The following is a 25,875-nucleotide window of genomic DNA, read 5'->3' as shown; positions in this document are numbered from 1 at the left end:
CCCTGTCCCATGAGCAACCCCCTCGTTTCCCTTTTTCGTTCCCGGGAGTCCGGATGAAAGTCGCTTCCATCCAGATGGTCTCGGGCATCAGCCTGGACGCCAACCTCAGCGAAGCCCTGCGGCTGCTGCGCCTGGCCGCCGCTGCCGGTGCCGAACTCGCGGTGCTGCCCGAGTACTTCTGCTTCATGGGCACCCGCGACGAGGACAAGCTGGTGCTGGCCGAGACGCCCGGCCTGGGCAAGGTGCAGGACTTCCTGTCGGATGCCGCGCGCGACCTCAAGCTGTGGCTGGTGGGCGGCACGCTGCCCATGGCCACCGAGGACCCCAGCCACGCCGCGAATGCCTCCATGGTCTACAACCCGCGCGGAGAAAGTATCAGCCGCTACGACAAGATCCACCTGTTCCGCTACGACAACGGCCGCGAGCATTACGACGAGGCAGCCGTGCTGATGGCGGGTGAGACACCCACCGTGTTCGAGTGCCGCGACCGCGGCGGCCAGGAATGGCGCGTGGGCCAGAGCGTGTGCTACGACCTGCGCTTTGGCGAGCTCTACCGCATGCTCGCGGCCGACATCCTGCTCGTGCCCGCGGCCTTTACGCACACCACGGGCCAGGCCCACTGGGAGGTGCTGCTGCGCGCGCGCGCGATCGAGAACCAGGCCTTCGTCATTGCCAGCGCGCAGGGCGGCAAGCACGAGAACGGGCGCCGCACCTGGGGCCACAGCATGGTCATCGACCCCTGGGGCGAGGTGATGGCCCTGCAGGCCACGGGCCCGGGCGTGGTGCTGGCCGACCTGGACATCGAGCGCCTTCGCAGCGTGCGCGAGCAACTGCCCTCTCTGCAGCACCGCCGTCTCTGAATGCTCCCGCACCCGCGCAGCCCCTGGCGCCAGCGCCTGCGCTCGCGCCGCTGGCGCCTCTGGGCGGCGCTGATCCTGCTGGTGGTGTCGCTGCTGGCGGTGCTGGTGTTCCTCGCGGCGGAGTACGAGGAGGCGCGCGATCAGGCCGCCCTGGAGCAGGACGCGGCCACCATCTCCGGCGACATCCGCAGCAACCTGCTGCGCAATGTGCAGACGCTGCAGACGCTCTACAGCGTGACGCCGACGGTGGATAGCTGGAGCGCCCCGGCGGCCGACCTGCTGGCCCTGCACCGCGAGCTGGTGCGGCTGGAGTGGCGCGACACCGGCAGGCGCCTGCTCGCCCACCGCGACAGCCTCTACATTCCCGACCTGTTCAGCTACCTGGATCGCGCCCAGGCGCTGCCCGAGGTGAACCTGGCCTGCGACAACGCGGTGCGCCAGTCGGGGCCGGCCTACTCCAGCAGCTATTTCTGGCCGCTGCGCGATGGCAAGGGCATCGAGATGATGGAGATGTGCCTGCCGGTGACGCGCGCGGGAACCCCGGCCGGTTTCCTGGTGGCCACCTACTCCCTGCCCGGCATGCTCGCCGAGCTGACCAACAAGGACATCCTGCGCGGCCGTGGCCTGGCATTCAACGAGGCCGACGGCACCCGCCTGGCGCTGCACAGCACGGTGGCCGGCACGCGCCGCACACTCTCGGCCCGCGCCGTGCTCGACCTGCCAGGCCACACGCTGCTGCTGCAGTTGCAGAGCCCGCGCCTGGTACGCGGCCTGTTCCCCAATGTGCTCACCGCGGTGGTGGGTGCGCTCTCGCTGGCGCTGCTCTCGGTGCTGCTGCTGCTCGGGCGCGACATCCGCCGCCGCCAGCGCGCCGAGCTCGACGTGGCCGAGGCGCTGGCCTTTCGCAAGGCGATGGAGGACTCGCTGGTGACCGGCCTGCGCGCGCGCGACATGCAGGGCCGCATCACCTACGTGAACCCCGCCTTCTGCGAGATGGTGGGCCTGAGCGCCGAGCAACTCGTGGGCAGCGGCCTGCCCGCGCCGTGGTGGCCGCCCGAGCTGGTCGATGAATACCAGCAGCGGCAGATGGTGCGCCTGGCCGGACAGATCCTGCCGCGAGAGGGTTACGAGTCGGTGTTCCAGCGTCCCGATGGCACGCGCTTTCCCGTGCTCATCATCGAGGCGCCGCTGATCGACGCGCAGGGGCAGCAGACCGGCTTCATGAGCGCGATCCTGGATCTGACCGAGCAGCGCCGCGTCGAAGAACTCAACCGCGCCTCGCAGGAGCGCCTGCAGGCGACGGCGCGCCTGGCCACGGTAGGCGAGATGGCCTCGCTGCTGAGCCACGAACTCAATCAGCCGCTGGCCGCGATCGCGAGCTATGCCAGTGGCACCCTCAATCTGCTGGAGGCGCCCCAGGGCGCCGAGCTGGCGGTCGCGCCGGTGCAGGCCGATCTGGTGCAGGCCATGCGGCGCATTGGCGAGCAGGCCGATCGCGCCGGGCGTGTCATCAAGAGCGTGGCCGACTTCGTGCGTCGGCGCGAGCAGGCACGCGAGGTGGTCACGCCCCAGAGCCTGATCGACGCCATCCAGCCGCTGCTGGGCCTGCAGGTCAAGAAGCAGGGCATCCGGCTGCAGATCCACATTGCACCCGATTGCCCACCGGTGCTGTGCGACCGCACCATGGTCGAGCAGGTGCTGCTGAACCTGGCTCGCAACGGCGTGCAGGCCATGCCACCGGGCGATCCGTCCACCCACTCGGGGCTGCGCCTGCTGCGCCTGGAGGTGGGCCAGCTGCGCCTGCATTCGGGGCAAACGCCGGGCGGGCAGGCGCAAAAGACATGGGTGTCCTTCGCCGTCACCGACCATGGCACGGGTTTGAGCCCCGAGGTCGCGGACAAACTGTTCACGCCCTTCTTCACCACCCGGGCCGAAGGCATGGGCCTGGGTCTGAGCCTGTGCCGCACCGTGATCGAGCAGCATGGTGGCGCCCTCACGCACGAACCCGCGCAGCCGCGTGGCACCGTGTTCCGGTTCACCTTGCCCGGCGCGGCATGACCGCTTCCCTCGCGGCGCGGCGGGGGGTGCCCCTTATCATCCGCGCATGACGCAGCACCCGGATGCCAAGATCTACCTGGTCGACGACGACGCCGGCGTGCGCGAGGCGCTGGCCTGGCTGTTGCGCACGCGGCGGCTGCTGAGCGAAGGCTACGACAGCGCCGAGGCCTTCGAAGGCGAGGCGACGATCTGGACCGAAATGCCGGCGGCGCCCTGCTGTGTGCTGCTGGATGTGCGCATGCCCGGCATGAGCGGCCTCTCGCTGTTCGAGCGGCTGCTCGCCCTGCCCTGGCAGGCCGCGGTGCCGGTGATCTTCCTCTCCGGCCATGCCGATGTGCCCACGGCGGTGGACGCCGTCAAGCGCGGCGCCTTCGATTTCTGCGAGAAGCCGTTTTCCGACAACGCACTGGTCGATCGCGTCGAGCAGGCGCTGGACCGTTCGGCCCAGGTGATCGCGCAGCAGCGCGCGCAACGCGAACTGCGGCAACGCCTGGACAGCCTGACCGATCGCGAGCGCGATGTCATGGACCTCGTGATCGCCGGCCTGCCCAACAAGCTGGTGGCCGACCAGCTGCACATCAGCGTGCGCACGGTGGAGGTGCACCGCTCGCGCGTGTTCGACAAGATGGGCGTGAAGTCGGCTGTCGAATTGGCCAATGTGCTGCGCCCGCAATGACGGGCGAGCGCCTCAGTCGCGCTTCGGGGGCGCGGAGCCGTCGCGCTCTTTCTCGCGCTGCACCTCGTCGGGCAACTCGCCCTTCTTGCGACCGGAAAACATGGTCCACCACACGATGAACACCAGCAATACCAGCGCACCGAGCGCCTCGAGCAGTAACAGGGTCATGGAACGAACAGGGGTTTTCGCAGTGGATGGTCGGGGGTGGGGCCAGGTGGCGTGGCGCCGGCTGGCGGGTGCCTTGATTGTAGGAAGCCTGGTGTCCTGCACCTCCGTGCGCGTTCCGCCGCCCGCGACGCCGGTGCCCGATGCGCCGCCGCCCGTGGTGACCGCGCCCGACGACACGGTGCTGCCCGCGCCGTTGCAGCGCGGCAAGAGCCGGTGGGTGCCGGTGCGCTGGAGCGAACTGCCCGGCTGGGGACAGGACAGCCTGCACGAGGTGTGGAACGCCTGGGTGCGCGGCTGCGAAAAACCGGTGCCTGGTCACGCCGCGCTGTGCGCCGAGGTGCGCCAGCTCTCCATCGGCACACCGGCCGAGCAGCAGGCCTGGGTGGAACGCCGTTTCCTGCCCTACCGCGTGAGCGAGGCCGACGGCAGCCTGCCCGCCGGGCTGCTCACGGGCTACTACGAGCCGATCATGGCCGCCAGCCGCGTGCCCACAGCCACCTACCGCGTGCCGCTGTACGCGCCGCCGGCGGGTTTGCGCCCCGGGCAGGTCTGGTACAGCCGCCAGGAGATCGACACCCTGCCCGCGGCTCAGGCAGCGCTGCAGGGTCGTGCCGTGGCCTGGCTGGCCGACCCGATCGACGCGCTGATCCTGCAGATCCAGGGATCGGGCCGGCTCAACTTCGTGGAAGCCGATGGCCGCACGCGCCAGGTGCGCGTGGCGTTTGCCGCGCACAATGGTCAGCCTTACCAGAGCGTGGGGCGCTGGCTGCTCGACCAGCGCGCCATCACCGAGGCCTCGTGGGCCGCGATCAAGGCCTGGGCAGCACAGAACCCGCAGCGCCTCAACGAGATGCTGTGGAGCAACCCGCGCACCGTGTTCTTCCGCGAAGAGGCCCTGACCGAACTCGATGCGCGCTTTGGCCCGCGTGGCGCGCAGGGCGTGCCGCTCACGCCCGGCCGCTCGATCGCGGTCGACCCGCAGAGCATTCCGTACGGCACGCCGGTCTGGCTGGCCACGCAAGGGGCCACGCTGAACCTGCAGCGGCTGGTGATGGCGCAGGACACCGGTGGCGCCATCGTGGGCGCGGTGCGCGCCGACCTGTTCACCGGCTGGGGCGGCTGGACGGACGAGGCCTACGTCACCGCCGCGGCGCTCAAGCAGCCGTTGCAGATGTGGGTGCTGGTGCCCCGGTAGGCGCGGATCAGAGCGCGGTGATGTCGGTCCGCACAGGCCAGCGCAGCTCACTGTTGGCGGTCTTTTGCGTGGCGTCGAACTCGTGCTGCAGCAGCAGCGTGTACCGTCCCGGGCGTGGCGTGCACAGTCGATAGCCATCGCTCACCGGGTTGAGGGTGATGCCACCGGACTGCGGCGACCGCAGGCGCCAGTTTTCCACTTCCGGTGCGCTCATGCGCAGGGTGACGCAGAAGCCGCGCTTCATGTTGGATACCACCACCAACCGCTGCTCGGCGCTCCAGTCGCCACTGGCTTCTGCGTCCATGCGCACGGGGTGGCTGTTTTCCAGTACCTGCATGACGGGCGGGATGATGATGCGCAGTTCCAGCGTCGCGCTGGCCTTTCCCGCGCTGGTCAGCACGCTTTCACCGATGCTGGTCGATGGAGCCAGCACCAGGACGCCGGCGGCCAAAGCGGGGAAAAGGGGGTGTTTTGCGGCGCTCATGTCCCACTATCGGCCCCTCCCCCCCGAACTTGAATCCCCGTTTCGTGTAGGCCACCGGAGGCGGTGAACCCCGAAAAGGCCTCAGGTCACTCGCTGCGCTGCACCGGAATGGTGAGGCTGACGCCTTCTCGCAGGCGCACGTCCACCCGTGCCTGGCCCTCGTCCACCACGTTCCAGGGCAGCGGCAGGGTGTCGCTGCGCACGCTCACCGTGCGAGGGCCCTGGGCGACGAACGGGAACTCGAAGCGGCCCTGGTTGTCGGTGCGCACCGCGTAGCGGTTGTCCAGATACACGGTGACATTGGGCACGCCGGTTTCGCTGGCTTCCTGGGTGCCGCTGCGGTTGGCGTCGAAATACACCGTACCCTCGATGCGGCCGCCCCCGTCGGCCGCCTTGCCGCCAAGCGGCACGTTGCGGCTGCCGGCTTCGAATTCGTAGCGCAGCACGGCGTAGAACGAGCGGTCTGAATCCGCGATCGTCTGCGGCACCGGGGCCAGGGGGTCGAGCGTGCGGCTCACGCGGCTGCGCCCGGTGGAGCGGTAGTAGTTGCCTTCCAGGCTCCAGCGCGGGTTCATGCGCCACTGGGCGCCCAGGTTCAGGCTGTGGCGCGTCCGTCCGGTGTTGCTGCGCTCGGTGATGAGGTTGCCGCGCATGCTGGCTTTGCCGCTCAGCGGTGCGGCCAGGCTCATGGCCGCGCTCCACGTGGTTTCAGCTGTCTGGAACTCGGTGGCGGTGTACGCGGTGGCGCCCAGGCTGGTGGAGAGCGCCCAGCCCTGTGGCACCTCCCATTCCTGGTCCCAGGTCAACCCGCGCGAGTCGGCCTGGCTGTCGTCGCCGGTGAATTCCAGGCGCAGGCCGCTGGAACCCCAGCCGTTGCGGAAGCGCCAGTCGCCATAGGTGCTCCAGGCGTTGCCATTGAACTGGCGCACCGCCGTGCCCACGCCCAGCGAGTGGTCGCGGTTGAGTCGCCAGCGCGCCGATCCTGTCGCGAAGAAACCGCTGTCGCTGCGGCCGACGATGGAATCGAGCCAGTCGACCGAGCCTTCCGCCGACCATTGGCGCGTGCGCCAGCTCGAGCGCAGGTAGGCGCCGACGACGTTGTTCGCCAGCGGCAACTGCGCCCAGCTCAGGTCGGGCTCCAGGCGGTACGCGCCTGCCCCGTGCTTGCGTGGACCATCGTCCCACTCGCCGTCGATCCAGAAACCGTTTCGGCTACCGCTCAGTTGGCTGGCCCGGGTGCTCACCACCTGACCCTGGATGCGGTGTTGCGCGCCATCGTGCCTCAAGGCCAGCAGGGTCGAATTCACATCGACGATGCCACCGGGCTGCTGGGGCGTGTCGAAGACCGACACGCCGCGCGCGTCCTCGTGTCGCGCTGCCAGTGTCCAGCCCTCGGAGGACAGCGGGTCGGCTTCTGCTGCGTTGATCCGCCACTGCCCTCCCAATGTGGTGCGCCGCCCCGGCAAGCCCCGAAAGCCGCTTGCCGGCAGAAACTCCAGTTGCCCGGGTTCGCCAGCGGAGGCCTGCAACTGGATACCCTGCCCCGGGTTTTCCCACTCGGTGCTCACGCCCTGCAGGAGGGCCGAGGGAACGTACACGCGGGAAGGCAGGCGCGAGATGGCGGGGGCGGGCGTGTTGATCACGCCAAGCTCGTTGCTGGTCAACCAGCCACCCTCCAGCGGCATGGCGCGCTGGCGCAGCGTGATGCTGCCGCTGCTGCCGCGTGGCGCGTAGGTGCCATCGATCGAGAGCGTGCCGTGGTTGGGCGTTTCGAGCAGACCGTAGATGCCGTAGCCGATGCGGGTGGCGTGCCGCTGGTCGAACGGTTCGGTGCCCAGACGGGTTTCCAGGCGCAGGAAACGCGGCAGGCCCTCGCGGTCGTAGACATAGGCTTCGCCGTCGATGGCGGCCTGCGGTGGCAGGTTCTCGATCACCCGGTCCACGTAGGCGGGTGCAGGCTCGCTGGTGCCGGATGGTGTGGAGGTGCCCTGCGCCGCGACCCCCGGCAGCTGGATCAGGAAGCCCAGGAAGGCCAGCAGGCAGCGGGATGAGCGTGTCACCCCGCCCCTCATGGGGTGAAGCTGGCGTCCAGCGGCAGGCGGTTCTTGCCCCACTCAAGGGTGCCCTTGATGGTGAGCGGGAAGCGGATCTCGGGCGTGGGTTTGCCGTCTTCGATCACTGGCGTGATCGCAACGCCGCGGGTCTCGCCAGACAGGATCGGCAGGTCGGCGGGCGCCATCTCGAACCGCGCGCCGGAGGCATCGGTGCCATTGACGAAACCGTCGAGCCGCCCATGGGCGTTGCCACGGTTGCGCACCTCGATCATGGCGGTGGGCTTGCCGTCGACCATGGTGACCTTGGTGGCCGCGATTTCCAATAGAGGCGCCGCGTCTCCGATGGCGACATATACGACGACACCGATGCGCCCCCCCACCGGCAGGTCCAGGCTGCCCTGTGCCCTGGCGACATCCAGGCCTTCGATCATGAGGGCAAAGCGACACTCGCGCGCCGTCGTGCCAGGGGGTGGGGTGATTTCAAACCGGTAGCGGTAGCGCGAGCCGGGTTCGATCACCAACTCGCGCTTTTCGATGGCCACCCAGGGCCGGCAGCTGTCTGCGGCCAGATCGGTGCTGAAGGTGACGGAGTTGTCGGGGTTGAGCGTCCAGTCGCTCGTGTAGATGCGGAAGCGACCCGGTTGCTGCCCCACGTGCTGGATCTCCAGCACCTGGCGCAGCGCCTGACCGGGTGTGGCCTGCACCTCGAAGCGCGGCGGCGTGATGTAGGCCGCGAAGCCCTGGGCCTGCGACATGACAGGCAGACAGGTCAGGATACCGGAGCATGCCCAGCCCAGCCAGGCATGCGACGCGCGGAACAAGGATCTCGAGGACGCAATGGGCATGACGGATTCAGTCGACGTCGAGTTCGAAATGGAAGTTCAGGCGCCTGCTGCTGGATGTCCAGTCGGCGTTCGAGCGCAGCCGCACGTGGATCTGGTCTTCCAGGGTGGCCGCGGGGATGGTACCCGCGAAGACGAGGGTGCGTTCTCCCGACACCAGGCGTCCGGCCTGCAGGCGCCCCTGGGTCGTCCACACGGCTTCGATGTCGGAGGCCTGGTCACGGGGCAGCACCATGTAGATGCGCCCACTGCGACCCATCCAGTCGCGGGTGTCGATGCGGATGTTGACGCGCACCCAGGCCTCCATGCCTCCCGCGAAAGCCTGGCCCGATTTCAAAGGCAGCCACTGCATCTGCACGTTGGGCGGCACGGTGTGGCTCAGCGAGTCGTCCAGCCGGTGCGGGTTGGCCCCGGCCGTGGCGGTCATCAACATGCACGCCATTACCGTGAGAAAGGGTTTGAACCGCATCATGGGCTTGCAAGGGTGTAGGTGACCTGGCCGGTGTAGGTGCCCGCGCCTCGAACGGCGCTGTTGGCGTAGTTGAACGTGTGGCAGTTTTCGATGTAGGTATTTCCCGGCACGGTGGCCAGCGTCTGGGTGCCTCCGTTGAAAGCGCCCGCTGGGATCACGTTCGGAACACCACTGCCAGGTGCGGAGACGGTCCAGCTGATCTGGGTGATCGGGATGGTGTCGCCCGTGACCAGGTTGGTGAGCGTGGCGGGGGATGCAACCGTCAGCGTGGCATTGGCCGCGCCACCGTTGCGGCGATAGCCCGCGCCGATCATGACCTGGCTGGCAGGCGTCGGGCAGGTGTTGTTGCCGTCGCCATACAGGCTGATGTTCTGGGTGCTGTCGCTGGTCATGGCCAGGGGGGTGCCGCTGATCAGTTGGGCGACCGTGGGTGCCACCTGCACCGTGTTGACGATGCCGCTGCGGCCCGTGGAGCCATTGAGCGTGCCCTGTGAGCCGCTCAGGGCGCCGTTGCCAACATGGAGGAACAGTCGACGTGAACCGGAGTTGACGGTCAGCGACCAGGCATGTGCGGCCGCCATTTCCGCCACGCACAGCAGCGCCAGGCAGGCACCGACGAGGTGTCGGGGTGTGCTGGAGCAAGGAGCGCGCTTCATGGCGTCATTCTGGCCAAAGGTGTGCTGACGGTTTCAGGCAGGCCTGGCGCTGGCGCCAAAAGCAAACGGAGGGTCGCGATCTGCGGCCCCTCCGTCGTCGCGGCCAGGGTCACCATCTGGCCTGCCTGCATTCACTGGTGAGTCAGGGAGCCACGGCGGTATAGGTCACCTGCGTCTGGTAGGTGCCGGCGCCCACGGGCGCGGTGGCGCCCTGGTGGTTGTAGCTGAACGTCCAGTCGCTGGTGCGGTTGATGATCCGGCCCGACGTGGGGGTCACCGTGGCCGCCGCCGCGCCGAAGGTCGGGTGGGCCAAGGTACCGGCGGATGCGACGGCAATGCGCGACAGGGGGATGGATTCGGTGCCATCGGTCAGCGCTGCGCCCGCCGACGAGAAGTTCACGTTGCCGATGTTGGACAGCAGTTGCACCTCGACCACACCACCCGAGGTGGCCGCGACGTTGCCGTCGACGCTGGCCTGCGGATCGGTCAGGACGAAGTCCACCAGATCCACCGTGGCGGTGTTGGAGAGGATGGCGCCGGTACCGACCTTCAGCGCGATGAAGCCCGGAATCACGACCTGCAGGTTCAGGCGGGCGGTGGCGGTGCCGGAGCCGCTGACGAGTTGCGATTCGGCCGAGGCCAGCAACGGGGTGGCCAGAGCCAGGGCCAGGGTGGACTTGAGCAGCAGAGCATTTTTCACGGCGTTTCCTTCAAAAGTGGGTGCAAAAATGTGGTCTGTGCACTTTTCGGTACGCGGCCCACGGGTGGTTGGTGGCGCGATGTTACGGAAAGTCACTGGATCGAGCAAGATTGCCGTGGGAAAAACTTCACACATTTCAAGCACTTACGGCGACTTTGTTAGTCAACGGTTAAAAACGGAAGACGAACGGCGGAAAAAGTACTCAAGTTCGAGGCCTTTTTGCCGTGGTGGTACTTCCGGTTAACAGATGAGACAGCGGCAGCGCACTGCCGGACTTGACTTCACCCAGGGAGAAGCTGGTGTGCAGGTCCTTCACGTTGGGCAGATTGAGCAGCACCTCCCGGGCGAACTGGCTGAAATGGTTCAGGTCGCGGCTGACCACCTGGAGTTCGAAGGTGCCCGAGCCGCTGATGTAGTGGCAGGACACCACCTCTGGGATGCCACGGATCGCGTTTTCCAGGCTGCGCGTGACTTCACCGCTGTTGCGGTCGGCGTCCAGGCGCACGAAAGCGAGCACGCCCAGGCCGATCTTCTCCCGGTCGATCTCGGCCCGGTAGCCGCGAATGAAGCCCGACTCCTCCAGGGCTCGCACGCGCCGCCAGCAGGGCGCTGCCGACAGACCCACGCGCTGCGCCAGTTCGGCGTTGGTCAGGCGTCCATCGTTTTGCAGTTCTTGCAGGATGGCGATGTCAAACTTGTCGAGTGTTTCCATGGTTGCTGTATTTGAGAACGAATCTTTCTCGATCATCAATAAATCGGGCATGGAACGCAAACACCTATCGCGCAGCGGGGCATACACTGTGCGCCACACTGAGGGCGTGCGCCTATCCGGCAAAGGCCCTGTTCACGACCCGCCCACGAAGCGGGCCCCACCTTTCCCCACGGAGACAAGCCGATGAACGCCCCCCTGCCCGACCACATCCGCCGCGCGCTGGAAACGGTCACCCTCGACGACAAATACGCGCTCGATCAGGGTCGTGCCTTCATGAGCGGTGTGCAGGCGCTGGTGAAGCTGCCCATGCTGCAACGTCAGCGCGACGCACTGGTGGGCAAGAACACGGCCGGCTTCGTCAGTGGCTACCGCGGCTCGCCGCTGGGGGGGTACGACCAGGCGCTGCAGAAGGCGGCGCCCTATCTGAAGGCGCAGAACATCGTCTTCCAGCCCGGCGTGAACGAGGAGCTGGCCGCGACCGCGCTCTGGGGCACGCAGCAACTGGGCTTTGCACCGCCCGGTACCAACAAATTCGATGGTGTGTTCGGCATCTGGTACGGCAAGGGCCCCGGCGTCGACCGTTGTTCGGATGTGTTCAAGCACGCCAACATGGCCGGCACCACACCCTGGGGGGGCGTGATCGCGGTCGCTGGCGACGACCATGTCGCGAAGAGCTCGACCGCCGCGCACCAGAGTGACCACATCTTCAAGGCCTGCGGCCTGCCCGTGTTCTTCCCGACCTCGGTGCAGGACATCCTCGACCTGGGGTTGCATGCCTTTGCCATGAGCCGCTTCAGCGGTGTGTGGGCCGGCATGAAGACGATCCAGGAAATCGTGGAATCCAGCGCCACGGCCGTCATCGATCCCGATCGTGTGCGCATCGTGATCCCCGAGTTCGAGATGCCGCCCGGTGGCGTGCACATCCGCTGGCCCGACCACGCGCTGGACCAGGAAGCGCGCCTGTTCGACTACAAGTGGTACGCCGCACTGGCCTATATCCGCGCGAACCGCCTCAACCACAACGTGATCGCCGGGCCGAACGACCGCCTCGGCCTGATTGCCAGCGGCAAGGCTTACAACGACACCCGCCAGGCCTTGCTCGACCTGGGACTGGACGACGCCACCTGCCAGCGCATCGGCCTGCGCCTGCACAAGGTGGCGGTGGTCTGGCCACTGGAAGCGCAGACCACGCGCGAGTTCGCCACCGGCTTGCGTGAAATTCTGGTGGTGGAGGAGAAGCGCCAGGTCATCGAGTACCAGCTGAAGGAAGAGCTCTACAACTGGCGGCCCGATGTGCGGCCCAATGTGCTGGGCAAGTTCGACGAAGGCGAGGGCGACTTCACCGGTGGCGAGTGGAGCGTGCCCAACCCGAGCACGCACACACTGCTGCGTGCCAATGCCGACCTCTCGCCCGCCCTCATCGCGCGCGCGATTGCCAGGCGTTTGAAGAAGATGGGCCAGGTGCCTGAGGACGTGATGGCGCGCATCGACGCGCAACTCGCGATCCTCACCGCGCAGGAGCAGTCCATGCAGACCCTGCTCACGCAGGGCGTGGCCGGTGCCGAGCGCCAGCCCTGGTTCTGCTCGGGCTGCCCGCATAACACCAGCACCAAGGTGCCCGAGGGCTCGCGCGCCATGGCCGGCATCGGCTGCCACTTCATGAGCATCTGGATGGACCGCGCCACCGTGGGCTTCACCCAGATGGGTGGCGAGGGCGTGCCATGGGTCGGCCAGCAGCCGTTCAGCCACGACCAGCACATGTTCGCCAACCTGGGCGACGGCACCTACTTCCACAGCGGGCTGCTGGCGGTGCGCCAGTCCATCGCGGCCGGAGTGAACATCACCTACAAGATCCTCTACAACGACGCCGTCGCCATGACCGGTGGCCAGCAGGTGGGTGAGCGGCCCGAGGGCCACAGCGTGGTGCAGATCGCGCAGAGCATGCGCGCCGAGGGCGCGGTGAAGATCACCATCGTCACCGACGAGCCGGAGAAGTACGGCAGCGTGAAGGGCCTGCCCGAGGGCATCGCGATCCTGCACCGCGACACGCTGGATGCCGTGCAGCGCGAATTCCGTGAGATCAAGGGCACGACGGTCATCATCTACGACCAGACCTGCGCCACCGAGAAGCGCCGCCGCCGCAAGCGCGGCACCCTGGTCGACCCGGCCAAGCGCGTGGTCATCAACGAACTGGTGTGCGAGGGCTGCGGCGACTGCGGCGTGCAGTCCAACTGCCTCTCGGTCGAGCCGCTGGAGACCGAGTTCGGCCGCAAGCGCACCATCAACCAGAGCACCTGCAACAAGGACTACTCCTGCCTGAAGGGCTTCTGTCCGAGCTTCGTCACCGTCGAAGGCGGTCAGCTGCGCAAGAAGGACAAGGGTGGCGCAAAGATCGAATGGACCGGCGGCACGCTGCCCCATCCCGCCCTGCCTGCGCTGGGCGCGGAAGCCTGGGGCGTGATCGTCGCTGGCGTGGGTGGCACCGGCGTCATCACCATCGGCCAGCTGCTGGGCGTGGCCGCTCACCTGGAAGGCAAGGGCATCGTCACGCAGGACGCGGCGGGTCTGGCGCAGAAGGGTGGCGCAACCTGGAGCCATGTGCTGATCGGTGCGCGGCAGGACGACATCCGCACCACGCGCGTCTCGGCCGCGTCGGCCGACCTGGTCCTGGGTTGCGATCCGATCGTCAGCGCCAACAAGGAGACCTGGCAGCGCCTGCGCGCGGGGCGCACGCACGTGGCGCTCAACGTGAACGCCACGCCGACGGCGGCCTTCGTGAAGAACCCCGACTGGCAGAACCCGGCGCAGGCCTGCGTGGACGCGCTGGTGCACAGCCTGGGCGCCGACGCCGTGGGTACCTTCGACGCAGAGACCGCCGCCACGCGCCTGATGGGCGACAGCCTGTACACCAACCCCATGATGCTGGGCTACGCCTGGCAGAAGGGCTGGCTGCCGCTGGAGCTGGAATCGCTGATGCGCGCGATCGAGCTCAACGCGGTGCAGATCGACAAGAACAAGGCCGCCTTCGAATGGGGTCGCCGCGCCGCGCACGACCCGCAGGCGGTGGCCGCCCTCTGGCAGAAGGCCGGCAGCGGCGAGCAGGTGATCCAGTTCAGGAAGCGCGACTCGCTCGACGAGCTGATCGCGCGCCGGGTCGAGTTCCTCACTGGCTACCAGAACGCCGCCTACGCCGCGCAGTACCGCAGCGTTGTGGAGCGCGTGCGCGCGGCTGAGGCTCCGCTGGGCAAGAGCGCGCTGACCGAAGCGGTGGTGCGTTACCTGTTCAAGCTCATGGCCTACAAGGACGAGTACGAAGTGGCGCGCCTGCACAGCGACCCGGCCTTCCATGCGCGGCTGGCGAACCAGTTCGAGGGCGATTACAAGCTCAGGCTGCATCTGGCGCCGCCACTGATCGCCAGGAAGAACGAGCGTGGCGAGCTGGTCAAGCAACCCTTCGGCCCCGCCATGTTCACGGTCTTCAAGGTGCTGGCGCGCCTCAAGGGGCTGCGCGGCACGGCGCTGGACGTCTTTGGCCGCACCGAGGAGCGACGCACCGAGCGGGCCTTGATCGTTGAGTACCGCGCCGACATCGAGGCGCTGCTGACCGGGCTGAACGCCGACAACCACGCACTGGCGGTGGACATTGCCTGCGTACCCGAACAGATCAAGGGCTTCGGCCACGTCAAGGCGCGCCACCTGGCCGCGGCCAGGACGCGCCGCGACAACCTGCTGCAGCAGTGGCGCCAGCCCGCGCAGGCAAGCGACCTGGCCCGGGCTGCCTGAACGGGCCGGACCCCCCGGCATACAATCCCTGGTTGAGTCCGGAGTGCCCGGCGGCGCCCTGCGCGTCCCGGGCCTTCGGCATTGTCGTGACCCTTGAACCTGTTGGAGACCCCCGTGTTCATTTCCTCCGCTTACGCCCAGGCCGCCTCCGGCGGCGACACCCAATCCACCATCCTGGGCCTGCTGCCGCTGGTGCTGATGTTCGTGGTGCTGTACTTCGTGATGATCCGCCCCCAGCTCAAACGCCAGAAGGAGCACAAGGCCATGGTCGAGGCGCTGGCCAAGGGCGACGAAATCGTCACCGCGGGCGGCTTGCTCGGCAAGGTGTCGAAGATCGGCGAGATCTATGTGGGCGTGGAACTTGCCGATGGCATGGAAGTCCAGATGCAGCGCACCGCCGTCGTGCAGGTGCTGCCCAAAGGCACGCTCAAATAAGGCCTATCCCCGCCCGGGTCAGCGGGCGCCGGACCCGCTCCCCCTCGAGGGGGCGGCGTTGACGGGCCGGCGGAACCGGACCCGTGACGCCCTGGACCCATTCCCCCTCAAGGCATTGCCATGAACCGATACCCGCTGTGGAAGTACGCGATCATTCTGGTCGCCTTGCTGATCAGTGCCCTCTATGCCCTGCCCAACCTGTTCGGCGAATCGCCCGCAGTGCAGGTGTCGGCGGCCCGCTCCACGGTGCGCATCGACAGCGGCACAGTCACGCAGGTCGAACAGGTGCTGGCGGCGCAGGGCATCAACGCCGCGCTGATCCAGCTCGATGCCACCTCGGTGAAGGCCCGCTTCGAGAACACCGATCAACAGCTCAAGGCGCGTGATGCCCTGGAGAAGGCGCTCAATCCCGAGGCCGACGCCGCCGGGTACGTGGTCGCGCTCAACCTGTTGCCACGAACGCCGGCGTGGCTCGCGGCGCTGGGCGCCTCACCCATGTACCTGGGCCTGGACCTGCGCGGCGGCGTGCACTTCATGCTGCAGGTGGACATGGCTGCGGCCCTGCAACGCCGTGCCGACGTGCTCACCGCCGATCTGCGCACCCTGCTGCGCGAGAAGGGCGTGCGTCACAGCGGTATCAGCCGCAACGGCCAGAGCATCGAGCTGCGTGCCACCGATGCCCAGACCCTGCAGGCGGCGAGCGACTTGATTGGCGAGCAGTTCCCGGATCTGGAAGTCAGCGAAGCCACGGATCGGCTGGTGGCGACCTTCGCCCCCGAGGCCGCGCGCCGGGTGCAGGAGCAGGCGCTCAAACAGAACATCACCACGCTGCACAACCGCATCAACGAGCTCGGCGTGGCCGAACCCGTGATCCAGCAGCAAGGCGCCGACCGCATCGTCGTGCAGTTGCCTGGCGTGCAGGACACGGCCAAAGCCAAGGACATCCTGGGCCGCACGGCCACGCTGGAAGTCCGCATGGTGGACGAGAGCGTGGAGGCCCAGGCCGCCGCGCGCGGCACCGGTCCAGTCCCCTTCGGGGCCGAGCGCTACCCGGAACCCAATGGCCAGGCGGTCATCGTCAAGCGCGAGGTCCTGCTCACGGGCGAAAACCTGACCGATGCCCAGGCCGGCTTCGACAACCAGACCCAGGAAGCAGCGGTGCACCTCACGCTCGATGCCAAGGGCGCGCGCATTTTCCGCGACGTCACGCGCGAGAACGTCGGCAAGCGCATGGCCATCATCCTGTTCGAGAAGGGACGGGGCGAAGTGGTCACGGCGCCGGTGATCCGTGGCGAGATCGGCGGCGGGCGCGTGCAGATTTCGGGCGCCATGACCACGGTCGAAGCGAACGATACCGCCCTGCTGCTGCGCGCGGGTTCGCTGGCCGCGCCGATGGAAATCATCGAAGAACGCACCATCGGCCCCAGCCTGGGCGCGGAGAACATCGCCAAGGGCTTCAACAGCGTGGTCTGGGGTTTTGTTGCCATCGTGGTGTTCATGTGCGCCTACTACATGCTGTTCGGCATGTTCTCCAGCATCGCGCTGGGCTTCAACCTGCTGCTGCTGGTCTCGCTGCTGTCCATGCTGCAGGCGACGCTGACCCTGCCGGGCATCGCGGCCATGGCGCTGGCGCTGGGCATGGCGATCGACTCCAACGTGCTGATCAATGAGCGGGTGCGCGAGGAGCTGCGCCGGGGCTCCTCGCCGCAGGTCGCCATCAACACCGGCTACGACCACGCCTGGGGCACCATCCTGGACTCCAACGTCACCTCGCTGATCGCCGGCCTGGCGCTGCTGATCTTCGGCACCGGCCCGGTTCGCGGGTTCGCGGTGGTGCACTGCCTGGGTATCGTCACCAGCATGTTCTCGTCCGTGTTCTTCTCGCGCGGCCTGGTGAACTTCTGGTACGGCCGCAAGAAGAAGCTCAAGACAGTGGCCATCGGCACCGTCTGGCGCGCGGATGGGCAGACTCCTGCCGTCAAAGCCGACTGAACCAGGATCACCATCATGGAATTCTTCCGCATCCGCCGCGACATCCCGTTCATGAAGAACGCGCTGTTGCTCAACGCGATCTCCTTCCTCACCTTCCTGGCGGCCGTGTTCTTCCTGACCACGCGCGGCCTGCACCTCTCGGTGGAGTTCACCGGTGGCACCGTCATGGAAGTGGCCTACGAACAACCCGCCGATCTGGAATCGGTGCGCAAGGTCATCGATTCCCTGGGGTATGCCGACGTGCCGGTGCAGAACTTCGGCACCTCGCGCGACGTGCTGCTGCGTCTGCCGGCGCAGGCGGGCCAGTCGTCCGGTCAGCAGAGCGAGGCCGTGCTCGCGGCCCTGAAAGCCCAGGACCCGACGGTGACTTTGCGCCGCACCGAGTTTGTCGGCCCTCAGGTCGGGCAGGAACTGGTTTCCAGCGGCCTCAAGGCACTTGCGCTGGTGATCGTGGGCATCATGATCTACCTGGCGTTCCGCTTCGAGTGGAAGTACGCGGTGTCGGCCATCATCGCCAACCTGCACGATGTGGTCATCATCCTGGGTTTCTTCGCCTTCTTCCAGTGGGAGTTCTCGCTGGCCGTGCTGGCGGCGGTACTGGCCGTGCTGGGCTACTCGGTCAACGAGTCGGTGGTGATCTTCGACCGCATCCGCGAGACATTCCGTCGCCAGCGCAAGATGAGCACGCAGCAGGTCATCGACCATGCCATCACCTCGACCATCAGCCGCACCATCATCACCCACGGCTCGACCCAGGCGATGGTGCTGTCCATGCTCATCTTCGGCGGCCCCACGCTTTTCTACTTCGCCCTGGCCCTGACCATCGGCATCTGCTTCGGCATCTACTCGTCGGTGTTCGTCGGCGCGGCGGTGGCGATGTGGCTGGGCATCAAGCGCGAGGACCTGGTCAAGGCCGCCAGGACGGACGGCGACCCGGACGACCCGAATGCCGGGGCTGTCGTATAAGCGCGAACCGGGGCGCCAGGATGGCGGTGTTCGGGGCGTTGGCCACCAGGCATTGACGCCAACCGTGTCATACTGCACGCATTGTGTCGCCGCCCGATCAGCACGTTTCCTCCCTGGCCAAACAGGCACGTGAACTCTTCGTGGTTCACGTGGGCCGCGCACTTCCCGAACTGGTCAAGGCCTGCGACACGCGCCTGACGTCCATCCTCGACCAGGCAGGCCCCGCGCGCGAGATGCAGTTGCGACGCGATGCCTGGACCGGGTTCCAGAAAAATCAGACCACCTGGCTCAACCAGACCCGCAAGTCGCTGCAGCGCACGCTGCTGCCGCGCTTCTCCAACTCAGGGAGCCCGACCAGCGTGTCGGGGCAACTCGAACTGGTGGCCGAGGGCGCCATCGACGACCAGATACTGGCCTCGCGCCTGGCCATGCAGGTGCTCGACAAGTCGTCCACCGAACTCAATGAACTGCGCCTGCGCATCCAGCATCTCGAAGGCCGGCAGGAGTTGCCGCGGGGTGACGTGCTGTTGCCCGACGTGACCGCGCGCATCCTGGTTGACCAGTGGCTTGACGCGCACATGACGCGCGAAGCCTGGGCGCTGGTGCAGGATGCCCTGTCGCCCATCCTGGCCAGCAAGCTGCACGAGGCCTACAAGGCCGCCAACGAGTTTCTCGTGGCCAGCGGCGTCATGAAGGAAATCGATCTGCAGGCGCTGGTCAGACGGGTGCCCGGCAGCCGCAGCGATGCGCCGCCGGTGCCACGGCGCGATGCCTCGGCGGCAGGCGCCCGTGCGGCTGCGGCCGGTTCCCATCAGTCGGCGGGAGGCCCGTCTTCGGGCATGGGGGGTGCCTCCGGCGCGGCGTCAGGCCAGGGTGCGAGCCCCGGCGCGGGATCGGGCGGCGCGGCTCGACGTGGCCCGCATTCGTCCGGCATGGGTGTGCACGACGAGACCCGGCTCATGACCGGCACCTCTCCGCTGGCGCGCGCCCGCATGCGTGCCCAGGGCGTGGTTGGCCGGCTCAAGCGCATGCTGGTTGATCGGGTCGGCGGTGACTTCGAGGCCACCCAGTTGCTGCCCCCTTCACCGCGCCTGCAGCAGGCGATCCAGCAGCAGATTGCGTCACCCAGCGTGGGTGCGGGCCTCTATGTGTCCGGCGCGTCGGGAACTGGCGCGGTGTATGTCGATGCCGGGCATGTGGAACGTGCGGCCACATCGCTTCGCCAGCGCACGGCCGAACTCAAGCAAGCCGCCAGCACACCGACCGAGAAGGCCACGATCGAGGTGGTGGCGCTGATGTTCCAGAGCATCCTGGCCGAGGAACGCATTCCGCCCAGCGTGCGGGTCTGGTTTGCGCGCCTGCAGATTCCGGTGCTGCGCGTCGCGCTGGCCGAGCCCGAATTCTTCAGCGCCCTGCAACACCCGGCGCGTCGCCTGATCGACCGCATGGGCTCCTGCGTCATGGGTTTCGAATCCAACGTGGGCTCGGCGGCCCTGGAGGCCGAGATCAAGCGTGTGGTACAGGTGATCGAGCAGTACCCCGAGACCGGCCGGCGGGTGTTCCAGCTGGTGTTCGACGAGTTCCAGAAGTTCCTCTCGACCTACCTCAGCGAGCAGAGCAGCGCCAGTCGCTTTGTGAGCGTGGCACAGCAGGTCGAGCAGAAGGAGACCCTGTCGGTGCAGTACACCATCGAGTTGCGCAAGCTGCTCGATGACGTGCCGGTGCGCGATGAGGTGCGCGATTTCCTGTTCAAGGTCTGGGTTGACGTGCTCGCGGTGGCCAGCGTGAAGCATGGCCTGAGGCACGAGGAAACCACCGCGCTCAAGCAGGTGGCGTCCGACCTGCTGTGGGCCGCCAGCGCCAAGCCCAACCGCAACGACCGCGCGCGCGTCATCCAGCAACTGCCTGGATTGCTGCAACGCCTGCGCCAGGGCATGAGCTTGCTCGGTTTTCCGACCACGCTGCAGGATCAGCACATCAAGTCGGTCAGCGACACGCTGGCCGACGCCTTCATGTCGCGCACCGAGGCGATTTCGCAGGAAAGCCTGGACAACCTGTCCGAGCGGCTGGCCAATCTGGAGGACTACCTGCCGGAAAACGGCGTGGGCGACCTCGACCTGGACACCGAAAGCATCGAGATGATCACCGGGGTCGATGCGAGCAACATCGAGGTCATCAACCAGGGCGGCAGCCAACCCAACGAGGCCATGCGTTCCTGGGCGGTGGAGCTGCAGATCGGCTCGTGGTTCGGGCTGGACCACAACGGCAAGCTCAACAGCGTGCAGCTGGCCTGGCGCAGCGAGCGCGGGCAGCTCTACCTGTTCGTGACGAATGGCGGCCGCTGCTTCCTGATCCAGGCCACGCGCGTGGCCGCCTACCTGCAGGCGGGCTTGCTGGTGCCGAGCGAGGAAGAGGCGCTCACCGTGCGCGCCACGCGCGACGCCATGGCCAAGCTCGAGGCCAACCCCGAGCGCTTGCTGAACTGAGGCCCCCGGCTCGCTGCGACAGGGCGGTCAGCCCTGGCCCAGCCGCTGCAGCAGGCCCCCAGGAAGCCGGGCCACGTCGCCCTGTAATTCCAGCTCCAGCAGGCGGGCCTGCAGATGCGCAGTGTCCATTCCCGTACGTGCCTGCAATGCGTCCAGGCTCACCGGGTCGTAGCCCATGGCTTGCAAAAGAGCGTCTTCATCGCGCGTGGCGGTGTCATCATCCTCCGCCGTGGCATTGCCGAGTGCCTCCGGATCTGTGAATCGCAGGTCCTCCAGGATGTCCTGAGCCGACTCCACCAGCTTGGCACCCTGGCGGATCAGTGCGTGGCAGCCTCGCGCCTGCGGTGCATGGATGGAGCCCGGGATGGCGAACACGTCGCGCCCTTGCTCCGCGGCCAGTCGCGCGGTGATCAGCGAGCCCGATTTCACGGCCGCTTCCACCACCAGTGTGCCCTGCGAGAGCCCCGCGATGATGCGGTTGCGCTGCGGAAAGTTGGCCGCCAGAGCCGGTGTGCCGAGTGGGTACTCGCTGACGATGGCGCCATGCTGGGCGATCCGGTGCGCCAGGGCAAGGTGGCGCTTGGGGTAAACGCGGTCCAGACCTGTGCCGACGACGGCCACGGTGGGGGCGCCACCGAGGAGCGCTCCATCGTGGGCTGCACCGTCTACGCCAAGTGCCAGGCCCGAGACCACGCAAACGCCGGCCTGGCCCAGCGCCTGGGCAAACTGGCGCGCGTTGGCCTCGCCCTGGGGTGTGGGGTTGCGGCTGCCGACGATGGCGAGTCGGCGAGGGTGATGCAGGGCCTGCACGCTGCCGAGTACATACAGCATCAGCGGCGGGTCGGCCATCTGCAGCAACTCGGACGGGTAGAGCGGATCGCCCAGGGTCAGGACATGGTGGTCGGCACCGGCGTCCAGCCAGGCCAGCAGCCGATCGATCTGGGTGTCGAGGTCTTCAGGCCGGGCATCCAGCGCATTCGCCGCGCGGGCACCCACCACGGTTTGCCAGGCGGCGAGCGGCTGGGCGAAGATGGCCTCGGGAAGCCCGAATGCCGCCAGCAGTTTCCGGGCGGATTCGAGGCCCACGCCGGGCGAGAGCAGCAGCCGCATCCAGGCGGCCAGCTCGGGCCGGAGCATGGCGTTGGCGCGACTCAGGGATTGACGAAGCGGTCGCCGACCTTCACGCCGTCGGTGATCTGCAGCACCAGCGCGTAGGACACCTTGTCGAAGGTGCGGAACACCATCATCAGGCCGTTGCGTTCGCCTGGCAGACGCAACTGAGGCCGGGCCTGATCGGTGGTGTCGGTCACCAGGCTGCTCTCGCGCTGAAGGGCGAGCACATGGCCGCGTTCGATGCCGTGTTCGCGACCCCGGTTGATCGTGACGACCTGGTTCTGCGCCGCGTAGCGCACGGCATTGCCATAGACCGAGACGATCTGGCCGCTTTGCGCCGACTCGGGCGCGCGCGGCACGTAATTGCTCAGTTCACGCTCGGGTTCGGGCAGCAGGCGGTCGCCGATGCGCATCTCTTCCTTGGCCGACACGATGTCGATCTTGGCCGGCACCAGTTCGGTGGCGCTCTTGTCGTCCGCGCCCGGGCGCCTGGTCTCACCGTCGACGAGCTGCGCCTTGCCCACGTACTGCGCTTCGTAGCCCAGGATCTCGCCGGTGGTGGGGTCCCTCAGCGGCGTGGCATTGCGGAACACGCGGTAGTCGATCGACTTGCCGTCCACCACCGTCAGTGGTTCGCCCTGCGCGCTGTCGCTGTACAGAGCGCGGGCGTAGGCACGGTCGCCGCGTGTGAGCAGGACGCGGTTCTCCTGGGTGGCCACGATGCGCGGTGCACGCGCGAAGGTGGCCTCGTCCACGATCATGGGCTCGGTCAGGAACGACTCGATGGCCTGGAGCGACACCGGCGGAATTGCCGAATCGCCCAGACTTTCGTAGCGGGTGCGGGGCGTCACGCGCACGGTGGCAGGGTCGCCATCGCCGCCAGGCCGGGTGCTGAGCATGGCGCGGTCGCCCGACCTGATGAGGTACAGGATCTGGCCGGGGTAGATGCGGTGCGGGTTCTGGATGTCCTGGCGGTTCATGCCCCAGAGTTCGGGCCAGCGCCACGGTGTCTTGAGGAAGACACCGGAGATCGCCCACAGCGTGTCGCCGCGCTTGATGGTGTAGCTGTCGGGCGCATTCGGCGCCAGCTCGGACAGGGGCACGCCGGCCTGCGCCACCTGGTCGGCAATGGCGCGCTGGCCGGCGGTGATGGGGTAGTTCTGGGCCGCGGCGCCGTTGGCGACCAGGGTGGCCAGCACGGCAGTGGCACAGGCCAGCGGACGCAGCTTGCGCAGGGGTTGGAATGGGTTGGCGGACTGGCTGGATTTCAATGGCATGAGGTGGCCCCTGGGCGGCAACCGCCGGTGTCCAGACTGCCGTTCCGGAGAACCTACAGCCGGTCGCCGACGGCGCTCGTGTCTTGACAAGTCGCTTTTGATTTTGCGCCCAAGCCTTTGATTAGGCAATGTTTATGGCGGGAGGGTCACACGCGTCGTCGCAAAAGTCGCGAAAATAGCGACATCGCCATCCGCCTGTCACCGGCACGCTGCCAGCCGTCGCCCGGGTACAGTCGGAGCCCTGTCCTGATCGGACCCGAAACCACCGCCGACTTTCATGAATCCGCCTTCGCTACTGCCCATCCTGCGCTACCCCGATCCGCGCCTGCACACCGTGGCCAGGCCCGTGCAGGCGGTGGACGAGCGCATCCGCGCGCTGATCGAGCGCATGTTCGCCACCATGTACGACGCCAACGGCATCGGCCTGGCCGCCACGCAGGTGGACGTGCACGAGCGCCTGATCGTCATCGACGTCAGCGAGACGCGCGACGAACCGCTGGTGCTGATCAACCCCGAGATCGAATGGTCCAGCCCGGAAAAGCGCAAGGGCGAGGAAGGCTGCCTCTCGGTGCCCGGCATCTACGACGGCGTGGAACGCTCCATCGCGGTGCGCGTGCGCGCGCTCGACGCCCAGGGCGCGGAGCGCGTGATCGACGCCCAGGGCATGCTGGCCGTGTGCATCCAGCACGAAATGGACCATTTGCTCGGCAAGGTGTTTGTCGAGTACCTCTCGCCGCTCAAGCAGGGGCGCATCAAGTCCAAGCTGGTGAAAGCCCAGCGCGAGGCCCTGCGCGCATGACGTTCTTCGACGAAACCCGACCCGTCGGACATTGAGGCCTGCATCCGCGTGGTCGACAGTCATCAGCGGCCCGTTGCAACCACTTTGCCATTCATGAAGATCGTTTTCGCCGGCACGCCGGACTTTGCGCGTGTCGCGCTCGAGCGCCTGCTGGCCGCCGGCTTCCAGGTGCTGCTGGTGCTGACTCAGCCCGACCGACCCGCCGGCCGCGGCATGAAGCTGCAGGCCTCGCCCGTGAAGCAGCTCGCGCTGGAGCGGCAGATCGCGCTCGCGCAGCCACGCAGCCTGCGCCTGGATGGCAAGCACCCGCAGGACGCGGCCGCCGCGCGCGCGGCCATCGAAGCCGTGCAGGCTGATGCCATGGTCGTCGCCGCGTACGGTCTCATCCTGCCGCAATGGGTGCTCGACACCCCCCGCCTGGGCTGCCTCAACATCCACGCCTCCTTGCTGCCGCGCTGGCGCGGCGCGGCACCGATCCACCGCGCGATCGAAGCCGGGGATGCCGAAACGGGCGTGACCATCATGCAGATGGATGCCGGCCTGGACACGGGTGCCATGCTGTTGAGGGAGCGGCTCGCGATCCGGGGCGACGACACCACCGGCAGCCTGCACGACCGCCTCGCCGTGCTCGGCGGGCGGCTGATCGTGGAGGCGCTGGAGATCACGGCCTGCGGCGGCCTGCGCCCCGAGTCGCAGCCGGAGGACGGCGTGACCTACGCGCACAAGATCGAGAAGGCCGAGGCCGCGCTGGACTGGACGGCCTCGGCCTGTGCGCTGGCGCGGCGCGTGCGCGCCTTCAACCCCTTCCCCGGCGCGGTCACCACATTGGGCGGTGAAGCCATCAAGATCTGGGCCGCGCACGCCGACCGCACCACCACCCGCGCCGCGCCCGGCGAGGTGCTGGCGGCAGGCGCCGAGGGCATCCATGTCGCCACCGGTGAGGGTGCGCTGGTGCTCACCGAGCTGCAGCGCGCGGGGGGCAAGCGCCTGACGGCGGCGGACTTCCTGCACGGCTTTGCGCTCTCGCCCGGGCAGGTGCTGGATGCGGCTGCACCATCGAAGGCGCAGCACTGATGTTCCACCGGCGTGTCTACCGCGAGCGCCCTCAGTACTGGGAAGGCGTGCGCGACCAGTTCTCCGTGGCCATGGGAATCGGCGCCTGGGGCCTGATGACGGGCGTGGCCATGGTGCAGTCGGGCCTCTCCGCGCTGGAGGCCGTGCTGATGACGCTGATCGTCTATGCCGGCAGCGCCCAGCTCGCCGCCGTGCCGATGATCGCGGCGGGCGCGCCGCTGTGGGTGATCCTGGCGGCTGCCTTCTGCGTCAACCTGCGCTTCGTGGTGTTCTCGGCGCACCTGCGGCCCTACCTCATGCACCTGCCGCGCTGGGAGCGCCTGCTCAAGGGCTACATCACCGGCGACCTGAGCTATGTGTTCTTCGCGCGCCGCTACCCGCACCCGGGCGCCACCCCCGAGGAGCTCCTGCAGCAGCAGGCCTACCTCATGGGCAACTGCGCCGTGAACTACGTCGCCTGGATGGGCGCGAGCCTGGTGGGCATCGCGCTGGCCAATGCGATCCCGGTGGCCTGGGGCCTGGGCTTCGCCGGCATCCTGGCGCTGCTGGGAGTGCTGTGTTCGCTGGCCTCGTCGAAGCTGCGCGTCGTCTCGGCCGGCATCGCCGGCGCGGCGGCGGTGGCGGCCTGGGCGCTGCCGCTCAAACTGAACATCCTGGTGGCGATCGCGAGTGCGGTGGCCATGTGCCTGGTGCTGGAGAAGCTACGGCCCGCCGGCCCCGGGGAGGGTGCGCACCGTGCTTGATCTCGACCTCTGGACCCTGCTGACCATCGTGCTGCTGGGCTGCATCACGGTGATCACGCGCGGCTTCTTCTTCATCTCCAGCAAACCCTGGAGCCTGCCGCACTGGGCACAGCGTGGCCAGCAGTACGCGCCGATCGCCGCGCTCTCGGCGGTGGTGATACCCGAGATCGTGATGAGCCAGGGCGCGCTCATCACGACCTGGCAGGATGCGCGGCTGTTCGCCGCCGCCGCCGGCATGGCCTGGTTCTTCTGGAAGCGCGGTGTGCTCGGCACCATCGTCTGCGGCATGGCGGTCTACCTGCCGCTGCGGCTGGGCCTGGGCTGGTAGCG

23 protein-coding genes are annotated in these 25,875 nt (G+C 67.8%); 13 read left to right on the top strand and 10 right to left on the bottom strand.

Annotated features, from left to right (window positions below; translation table 11 throughout):
* The first annotated feature begins 53 nt into the window (after positions 1–53).
* From K5880_RS08125 to K5880_RS08115, 3 genes are read left to right on the top strand one after another with little or no spacing between them, the layout of a single operon-like run.
* Entirely contained in the window at positions 54–860 is an 807-nt protein-coding gene (locus tag K5880_RS08125) for a carbon-nitrogen hydrolase family protein (protein WP_297650597.1), read from the top strand.
* A complete protein-coding gene (locus K5880_RS08120) occupies positions 861–2,918 on the top strand; it encodes a nitrogen regulation protein NR(II) (protein WP_297650596.1) in 2,058 nt (685 codons plus the stop codon). It begins immediately after the preceding gene.
* Between the two features lie 46 nt (positions 2,919–2,964).
* Positions 2,965–3,594, top strand: a complete 630-nt coding sequence (locus K5880_RS08115) for a response regulator (protein WP_297650595.1) — start codon at positions 2,965–2,967, stop codon at positions 3,592–3,594.
* A gap of 12 nt (positions 3,595–3,606) precedes the next feature.
* Here K5880_RS08115 and K5880_RS08110 read toward each other — a convergent pair whose 3' ends face one another.
* Entirely contained in the window at positions 3,607–3,762 is a 156-nt protein-coding gene (locus K5880_RS08110) for a hypothetical protein (protein ID WP_297650594.1), read from the bottom strand.
* On the opposite strand from K5880_RS08110, the gene K5880_RS08105 reads away from it, so the two are divergent.
* Positions 3,695–4,957 (top strand): MltA domain-containing protein, encoded by a 1,263-nt coding sequence (locus tag K5880_RS08105; RefSeq protein ID WP_297650593.1) that lies wholly within the window; start codon positions 3,695–3,697, stop codon positions 4,955–4,957. The two genes, K5880_RS08110 and K5880_RS08105, sit on opposite strands and share 68 nt — an antisense overlap.
* Positions 4,958–4,964: 7 nt before the next feature.
* Here K5880_RS08105 and K5880_RS08100 read toward each other — a convergent pair whose 3' ends face one another.
* From K5880_RS08100 to K5880_RS08070, 7 genes are all read right to left on the bottom strand, one after another.
* Positions 4,965–5,441 carry a hypothetical protein gene (locus tag K5880_RS08100; protein ID WP_297650592.1) on the bottom strand — a complete coding sequence of 159 codons (477 nt, stop codon included), beginning with the start codon at positions 5,439–5,441 and terminating at the stop codon, positions 4,965–4,967.
* Positions 5,442–5,527: 86 nt separating this feature from the next.
* Positions 5,528–7,501, bottom strand: coding sequence for a carboxypeptidase-like regulatory domain-containing protein (locus K5880_RS08095; RefSeq protein ID WP_297650591.1), 1,974 nt, complete (start codon positions 7,499–7,501; stop codon positions 5,528–5,530).
* An 8-nt stretch (positions 7,502–7,509) separates the two neighbouring features.
* Positions 7,510–8,340 (bottom strand): hypothetical protein, encoded by an 831-nt coding sequence (locus K5880_RS08090; protein ID WP_297650590.1) that lies wholly within the window; start codon positions 8,338–8,340, stop codon positions 7,510–7,512.
* Positions 8,341–8,347: 7 nt separating this feature from the next.
* Complete coding sequence (locus tag K5880_RS08085) at positions 8,348–8,770, bottom strand: hypothetical protein (RefSeq protein WP_297650588.1); 423 nt, start codon at positions 8,768–8,770, stop codon at positions 8,348–8,350.
* Between the two features lie 35 nt (positions 8,771–8,805).
* Positions 8,806–9,465, bottom strand: coding sequence for a hypothetical protein (locus tag K5880_RS08080; RefSeq protein ID WP_297650586.1), 660 nt, complete (start codon positions 9,463–9,465; stop codon positions 8,806–8,808).
* 142 nt (positions 9,466–9,607) lie between these two features.
* Positions 9,608–10,165, bottom strand: coding sequence for a hypothetical protein (locus tag K5880_RS08075; RefSeq protein ID WP_297650584.1), 558 nt, complete (start codon positions 10,163–10,165; stop codon positions 9,608–9,610).
* 202 nt (positions 10,166–10,367) lie between these two features.
* Positions 10,368–10,877, bottom strand: coding sequence for an Lrp/AsnC family transcriptional regulator (locus K5880_RS08070; protein ID WP_297650582.1), 510 nt, complete (start codon positions 10,875–10,877; stop codon positions 10,368–10,370).
* A gap of 183 nt (positions 10,878–11,060) precedes the next feature.
* Between K5880_RS08070 and K5880_RS08065 the strand changes: the two genes are divergently transcribed.
* The 5 genes from K5880_RS08065 (at position 11,061) to K5880_RS08045 (ending at position 20,539) form a co-directional block, all read left to right on the top strand.
* Positions 11,061–14,660, top strand: coding sequence for an indolepyruvate ferredoxin oxidoreductase family protein (locus K5880_RS08065; RefSeq protein WP_297650580.1), 3,600 nt, complete (start codon positions 11,061–11,063; stop codon positions 14,658–14,660).
* A gap of 114 nt (positions 14,661–14,774) precedes the next feature.
* Positions 14,775–15,095, top strand: coding sequence for a preprotein translocase subunit YajC (yajC, locus tag K5880_RS08060; protein WP_297650578.1), 321 nt, complete (start codon positions 14,775–14,777; stop codon positions 15,093–15,095).
* A 120-nt stretch (positions 15,096–15,215) separates the two neighbouring features.
* Entirely contained in the window at positions 15,216–17,087 is a 1,872-nt protein-coding gene (secD, locus tag K5880_RS08055; RefSeq protein ID WP_297650576.1) for a protein translocase subunit SecD, read from the top strand.
* A gap of 15 nt (positions 17,088–17,102) precedes the next feature.
* A complete protein-coding gene (gene secF / locus K5880_RS08050) occupies positions 17,103–18,053 on the top strand; it encodes a protein translocase subunit SecF (protein WP_297650574.1) in 951 nt (316 codons plus the stop codon).
* 83 nt (positions 18,054–18,136) lie between these two features.
* Positions 18,137–20,539, top strand: a complete 2,403-nt coding sequence (locus K5880_RS08045; RefSeq protein WP_297650572.1) for a DUF1631 family protein — start codon at positions 18,137–18,139, stop codon at positions 20,537–20,539.
* A gap of 27 nt (positions 20,540–20,566) precedes the next feature.
* Here the strand turns inward: K5880_RS08045 and dprA are convergent, their stop codons facing one another.
* On the bottom strand, positions 20,567–21,676 hold the full coding sequence (gene dprA / locus K5880_RS08040) for a DNA-processing protein DprA (RefSeq protein WP_297650569.1): 1,110 nt from the start codon (positions 21,674–21,676) through the stop codon (positions 20,567–20,569).
* A 14-nt stretch (positions 21,677–21,690) separates the two neighbouring features.
* The gene (locus tag K5880_RS08035) at positions 21,691–22,929 is read right to left on the bottom strand and encodes a LysM peptidoglycan-binding domain-containing protein (RefSeq protein ID WP_297650567.1); all 1,239 of its coding nucleotides are present in this window, start codon (positions 22,927–22,929) and stop codon (positions 21,691–21,693) included.
* Positions 22,930–23,206: 277 nt separating this feature from the next.
* On the opposite strand from K5880_RS08035, the gene def reads away from it, so the two are divergent.
* The 4 genes from def (at position 23,207) to K5880_RS08015 (ending at position 25,873) form a co-directional block, all read left to right on the top strand.
* Positions 23,207–23,728 carry a peptide deformylase gene (gene def / locus K5880_RS08030; RefSeq protein WP_297650565.1) on the top strand — a complete coding sequence of 174 codons (522 nt, stop codon included), beginning with the start codon at positions 23,207–23,209 and terminating at the stop codon, positions 23,726–23,728.
* 93 nt (positions 23,729–23,821) lie between these two features.
* A complete protein-coding gene (fmt, locus tag K5880_RS08025) occupies positions 23,822–24,802 on the top strand; it encodes a methionyl-tRNA formyltransferase (RefSeq protein WP_297650563.1) in 981 nt (326 codons plus the stop codon).
* Complete coding sequence (locus K5880_RS08020) at positions 24,802–25,545, top strand: AzlC family ABC transporter permease (protein WP_297650561.1); 744 nt, start codon at positions 24,802–24,804, stop codon at positions 25,543–25,545. The genes fmt and K5880_RS08020 overlap by 1 nt, the downstream gene beginning before the upstream one ends.
* Entirely contained in the window at positions 25,538–25,873 is a 336-nt protein-coding gene (locus tag K5880_RS08015) for an AzlD domain-containing protein (protein WP_297650559.1), read from the top strand. The genes K5880_RS08020 and K5880_RS08015 overlap by 8 nt, the downstream gene beginning before the upstream one ends.
* Positions 25,874–25,875 lie beyond the last annotated feature (2 nt).

The sequence above is a fragment of the Hydrogenophaga sp. genome (assembly GCF_025699295.1).
GTDB lineage: Bacteria > Pseudomonadota > Gammaproteobacteria > Burkholderiales > Burkholderiaceae_C > Hydrogenophaga.
The sequence above is the reverse complement of the archived record's forward strand: the minus strand, read 5'-3'. Positions and strand labels throughout refer to the sequence as shown.

Excerpts from the sequence above, each read along its gene's own strand:
- K5880_RS08020 (WP_297650561.1), top strand. The coding sequence starts at position 24,802 with ATGTTCCACCGGCGTGTCTACCGCGAGCGCCCTCAGTACTGGGAAGGC.
- K5880_RS08035 (WP_297650567.1), bottom strand. The coding sequence starts at position 22,929 with ATGCCATTGAAATCCAGCCAGTCCGCCAACCCATTCCAACCCCTGCGC.
- secD (WP_297650576.1), top strand. The coding sequence starts at position 15,216 with ATGAACCGATACCCGCTGTGGAAGTACGCGATCATTCTGGTCGCCTTG.
- K5880_RS08105 (WP_297650593.1), top strand. The coding sequence starts at position 3,695 with ATGGTCCACCACACGATGAACACCAGCAATACCAGCGCACCGAGCGCC.
- K5880_RS08090 (WP_297650590.1), bottom strand. The coding sequence starts at position 8,340 with ATGCCCATTGCGTCCTCGAGATCCTTGTTCCGCGCGTCGCATGCCTGG.
- K5880_RS08115 (WP_297650595.1), top strand. The coding sequence starts at position 2,965 with ATGACGCAGCACCCGGATGCCAAGATCTACCTGGTCGACGACGACGCC.
- K5880_RS08120 (WP_297650596.1), top strand. The coding sequence starts at position 861 with ATGCTCCCGCACCCGCGCAGCCCCTGGCGCCAGCGCCTGCGCTCGCGC.
- K5880_RS08125 (WP_297650597.1), top strand. The coding sequence starts at position 54 with ATGAAAGTCGCTTCCATCCAGATGGTCTCGGGCATCAGCCTGGACGCC.
- K5880_RS08080 (WP_297650586.1), bottom strand. The coding sequence starts at position 9,465 with ATGAAGCGCGCTCCTTGCTCCAGCACACCCCGACACCTCGTCGGTGCC.
- K5880_RS08065 (WP_297650580.1), top strand. The coding sequence starts at position 11,061 with ATGAACGCCCCCCTGCCCGACCACATCCGCCGCGCGCTGGAAACGGTC.
- secF (WP_297650574.1), top strand. The coding sequence starts at position 17,103 with ATGGAATTCTTCCGCATCCGCCGCGACATCCCGTTCATGAAGAACGCG.
- def (WP_297650565.1), top strand. The coding sequence starts at position 23,207 with ATGAATCCGCCTTCGCTACTGCCCATCCTGCGCTACCCCGATCCGCGC.
- K5880_RS08110 (WP_297650594.1), bottom strand. The coding sequence starts at position 3,762 with ATGACCCTGTTACTGCTCGAGGCGCTCGGTGCGCTGGTATTGCTGGTG.
- K5880_RS08085 (WP_297650588.1), bottom strand. The coding sequence starts at position 8,770 with ATGTTGATGACCGCCACGGCCGGGGCCAACCCGCACCGGCTGGACGAC.
- K5880_RS08100 (WP_297650592.1), bottom strand. The coding sequence starts at position 5,441 with ATGAGCGCCGCAAAACACCCCCTTTTCCCCGCTTTGGCCGCCGGCGTC.
- K5880_RS08070 (WP_297650582.1), bottom strand. The coding sequence starts at position 10,877 with ATGGAAACACTCGACAAGTTTGACATCGCCATCCTGCAAGAACTGCAA.
- fmt (WP_297650563.1), top strand. The coding sequence starts at position 23,822 with ATGAAGATCGTTTTCGCCGGCACGCCGGACTTTGCGCGTGTCGCGCTC.
- dprA (WP_297650569.1), bottom strand. The coding sequence starts at position 21,676 with ATGCTCCGGCCCGAGCTGGCCGCCTGGATGCGGCTGCTGCTCTCGCCC.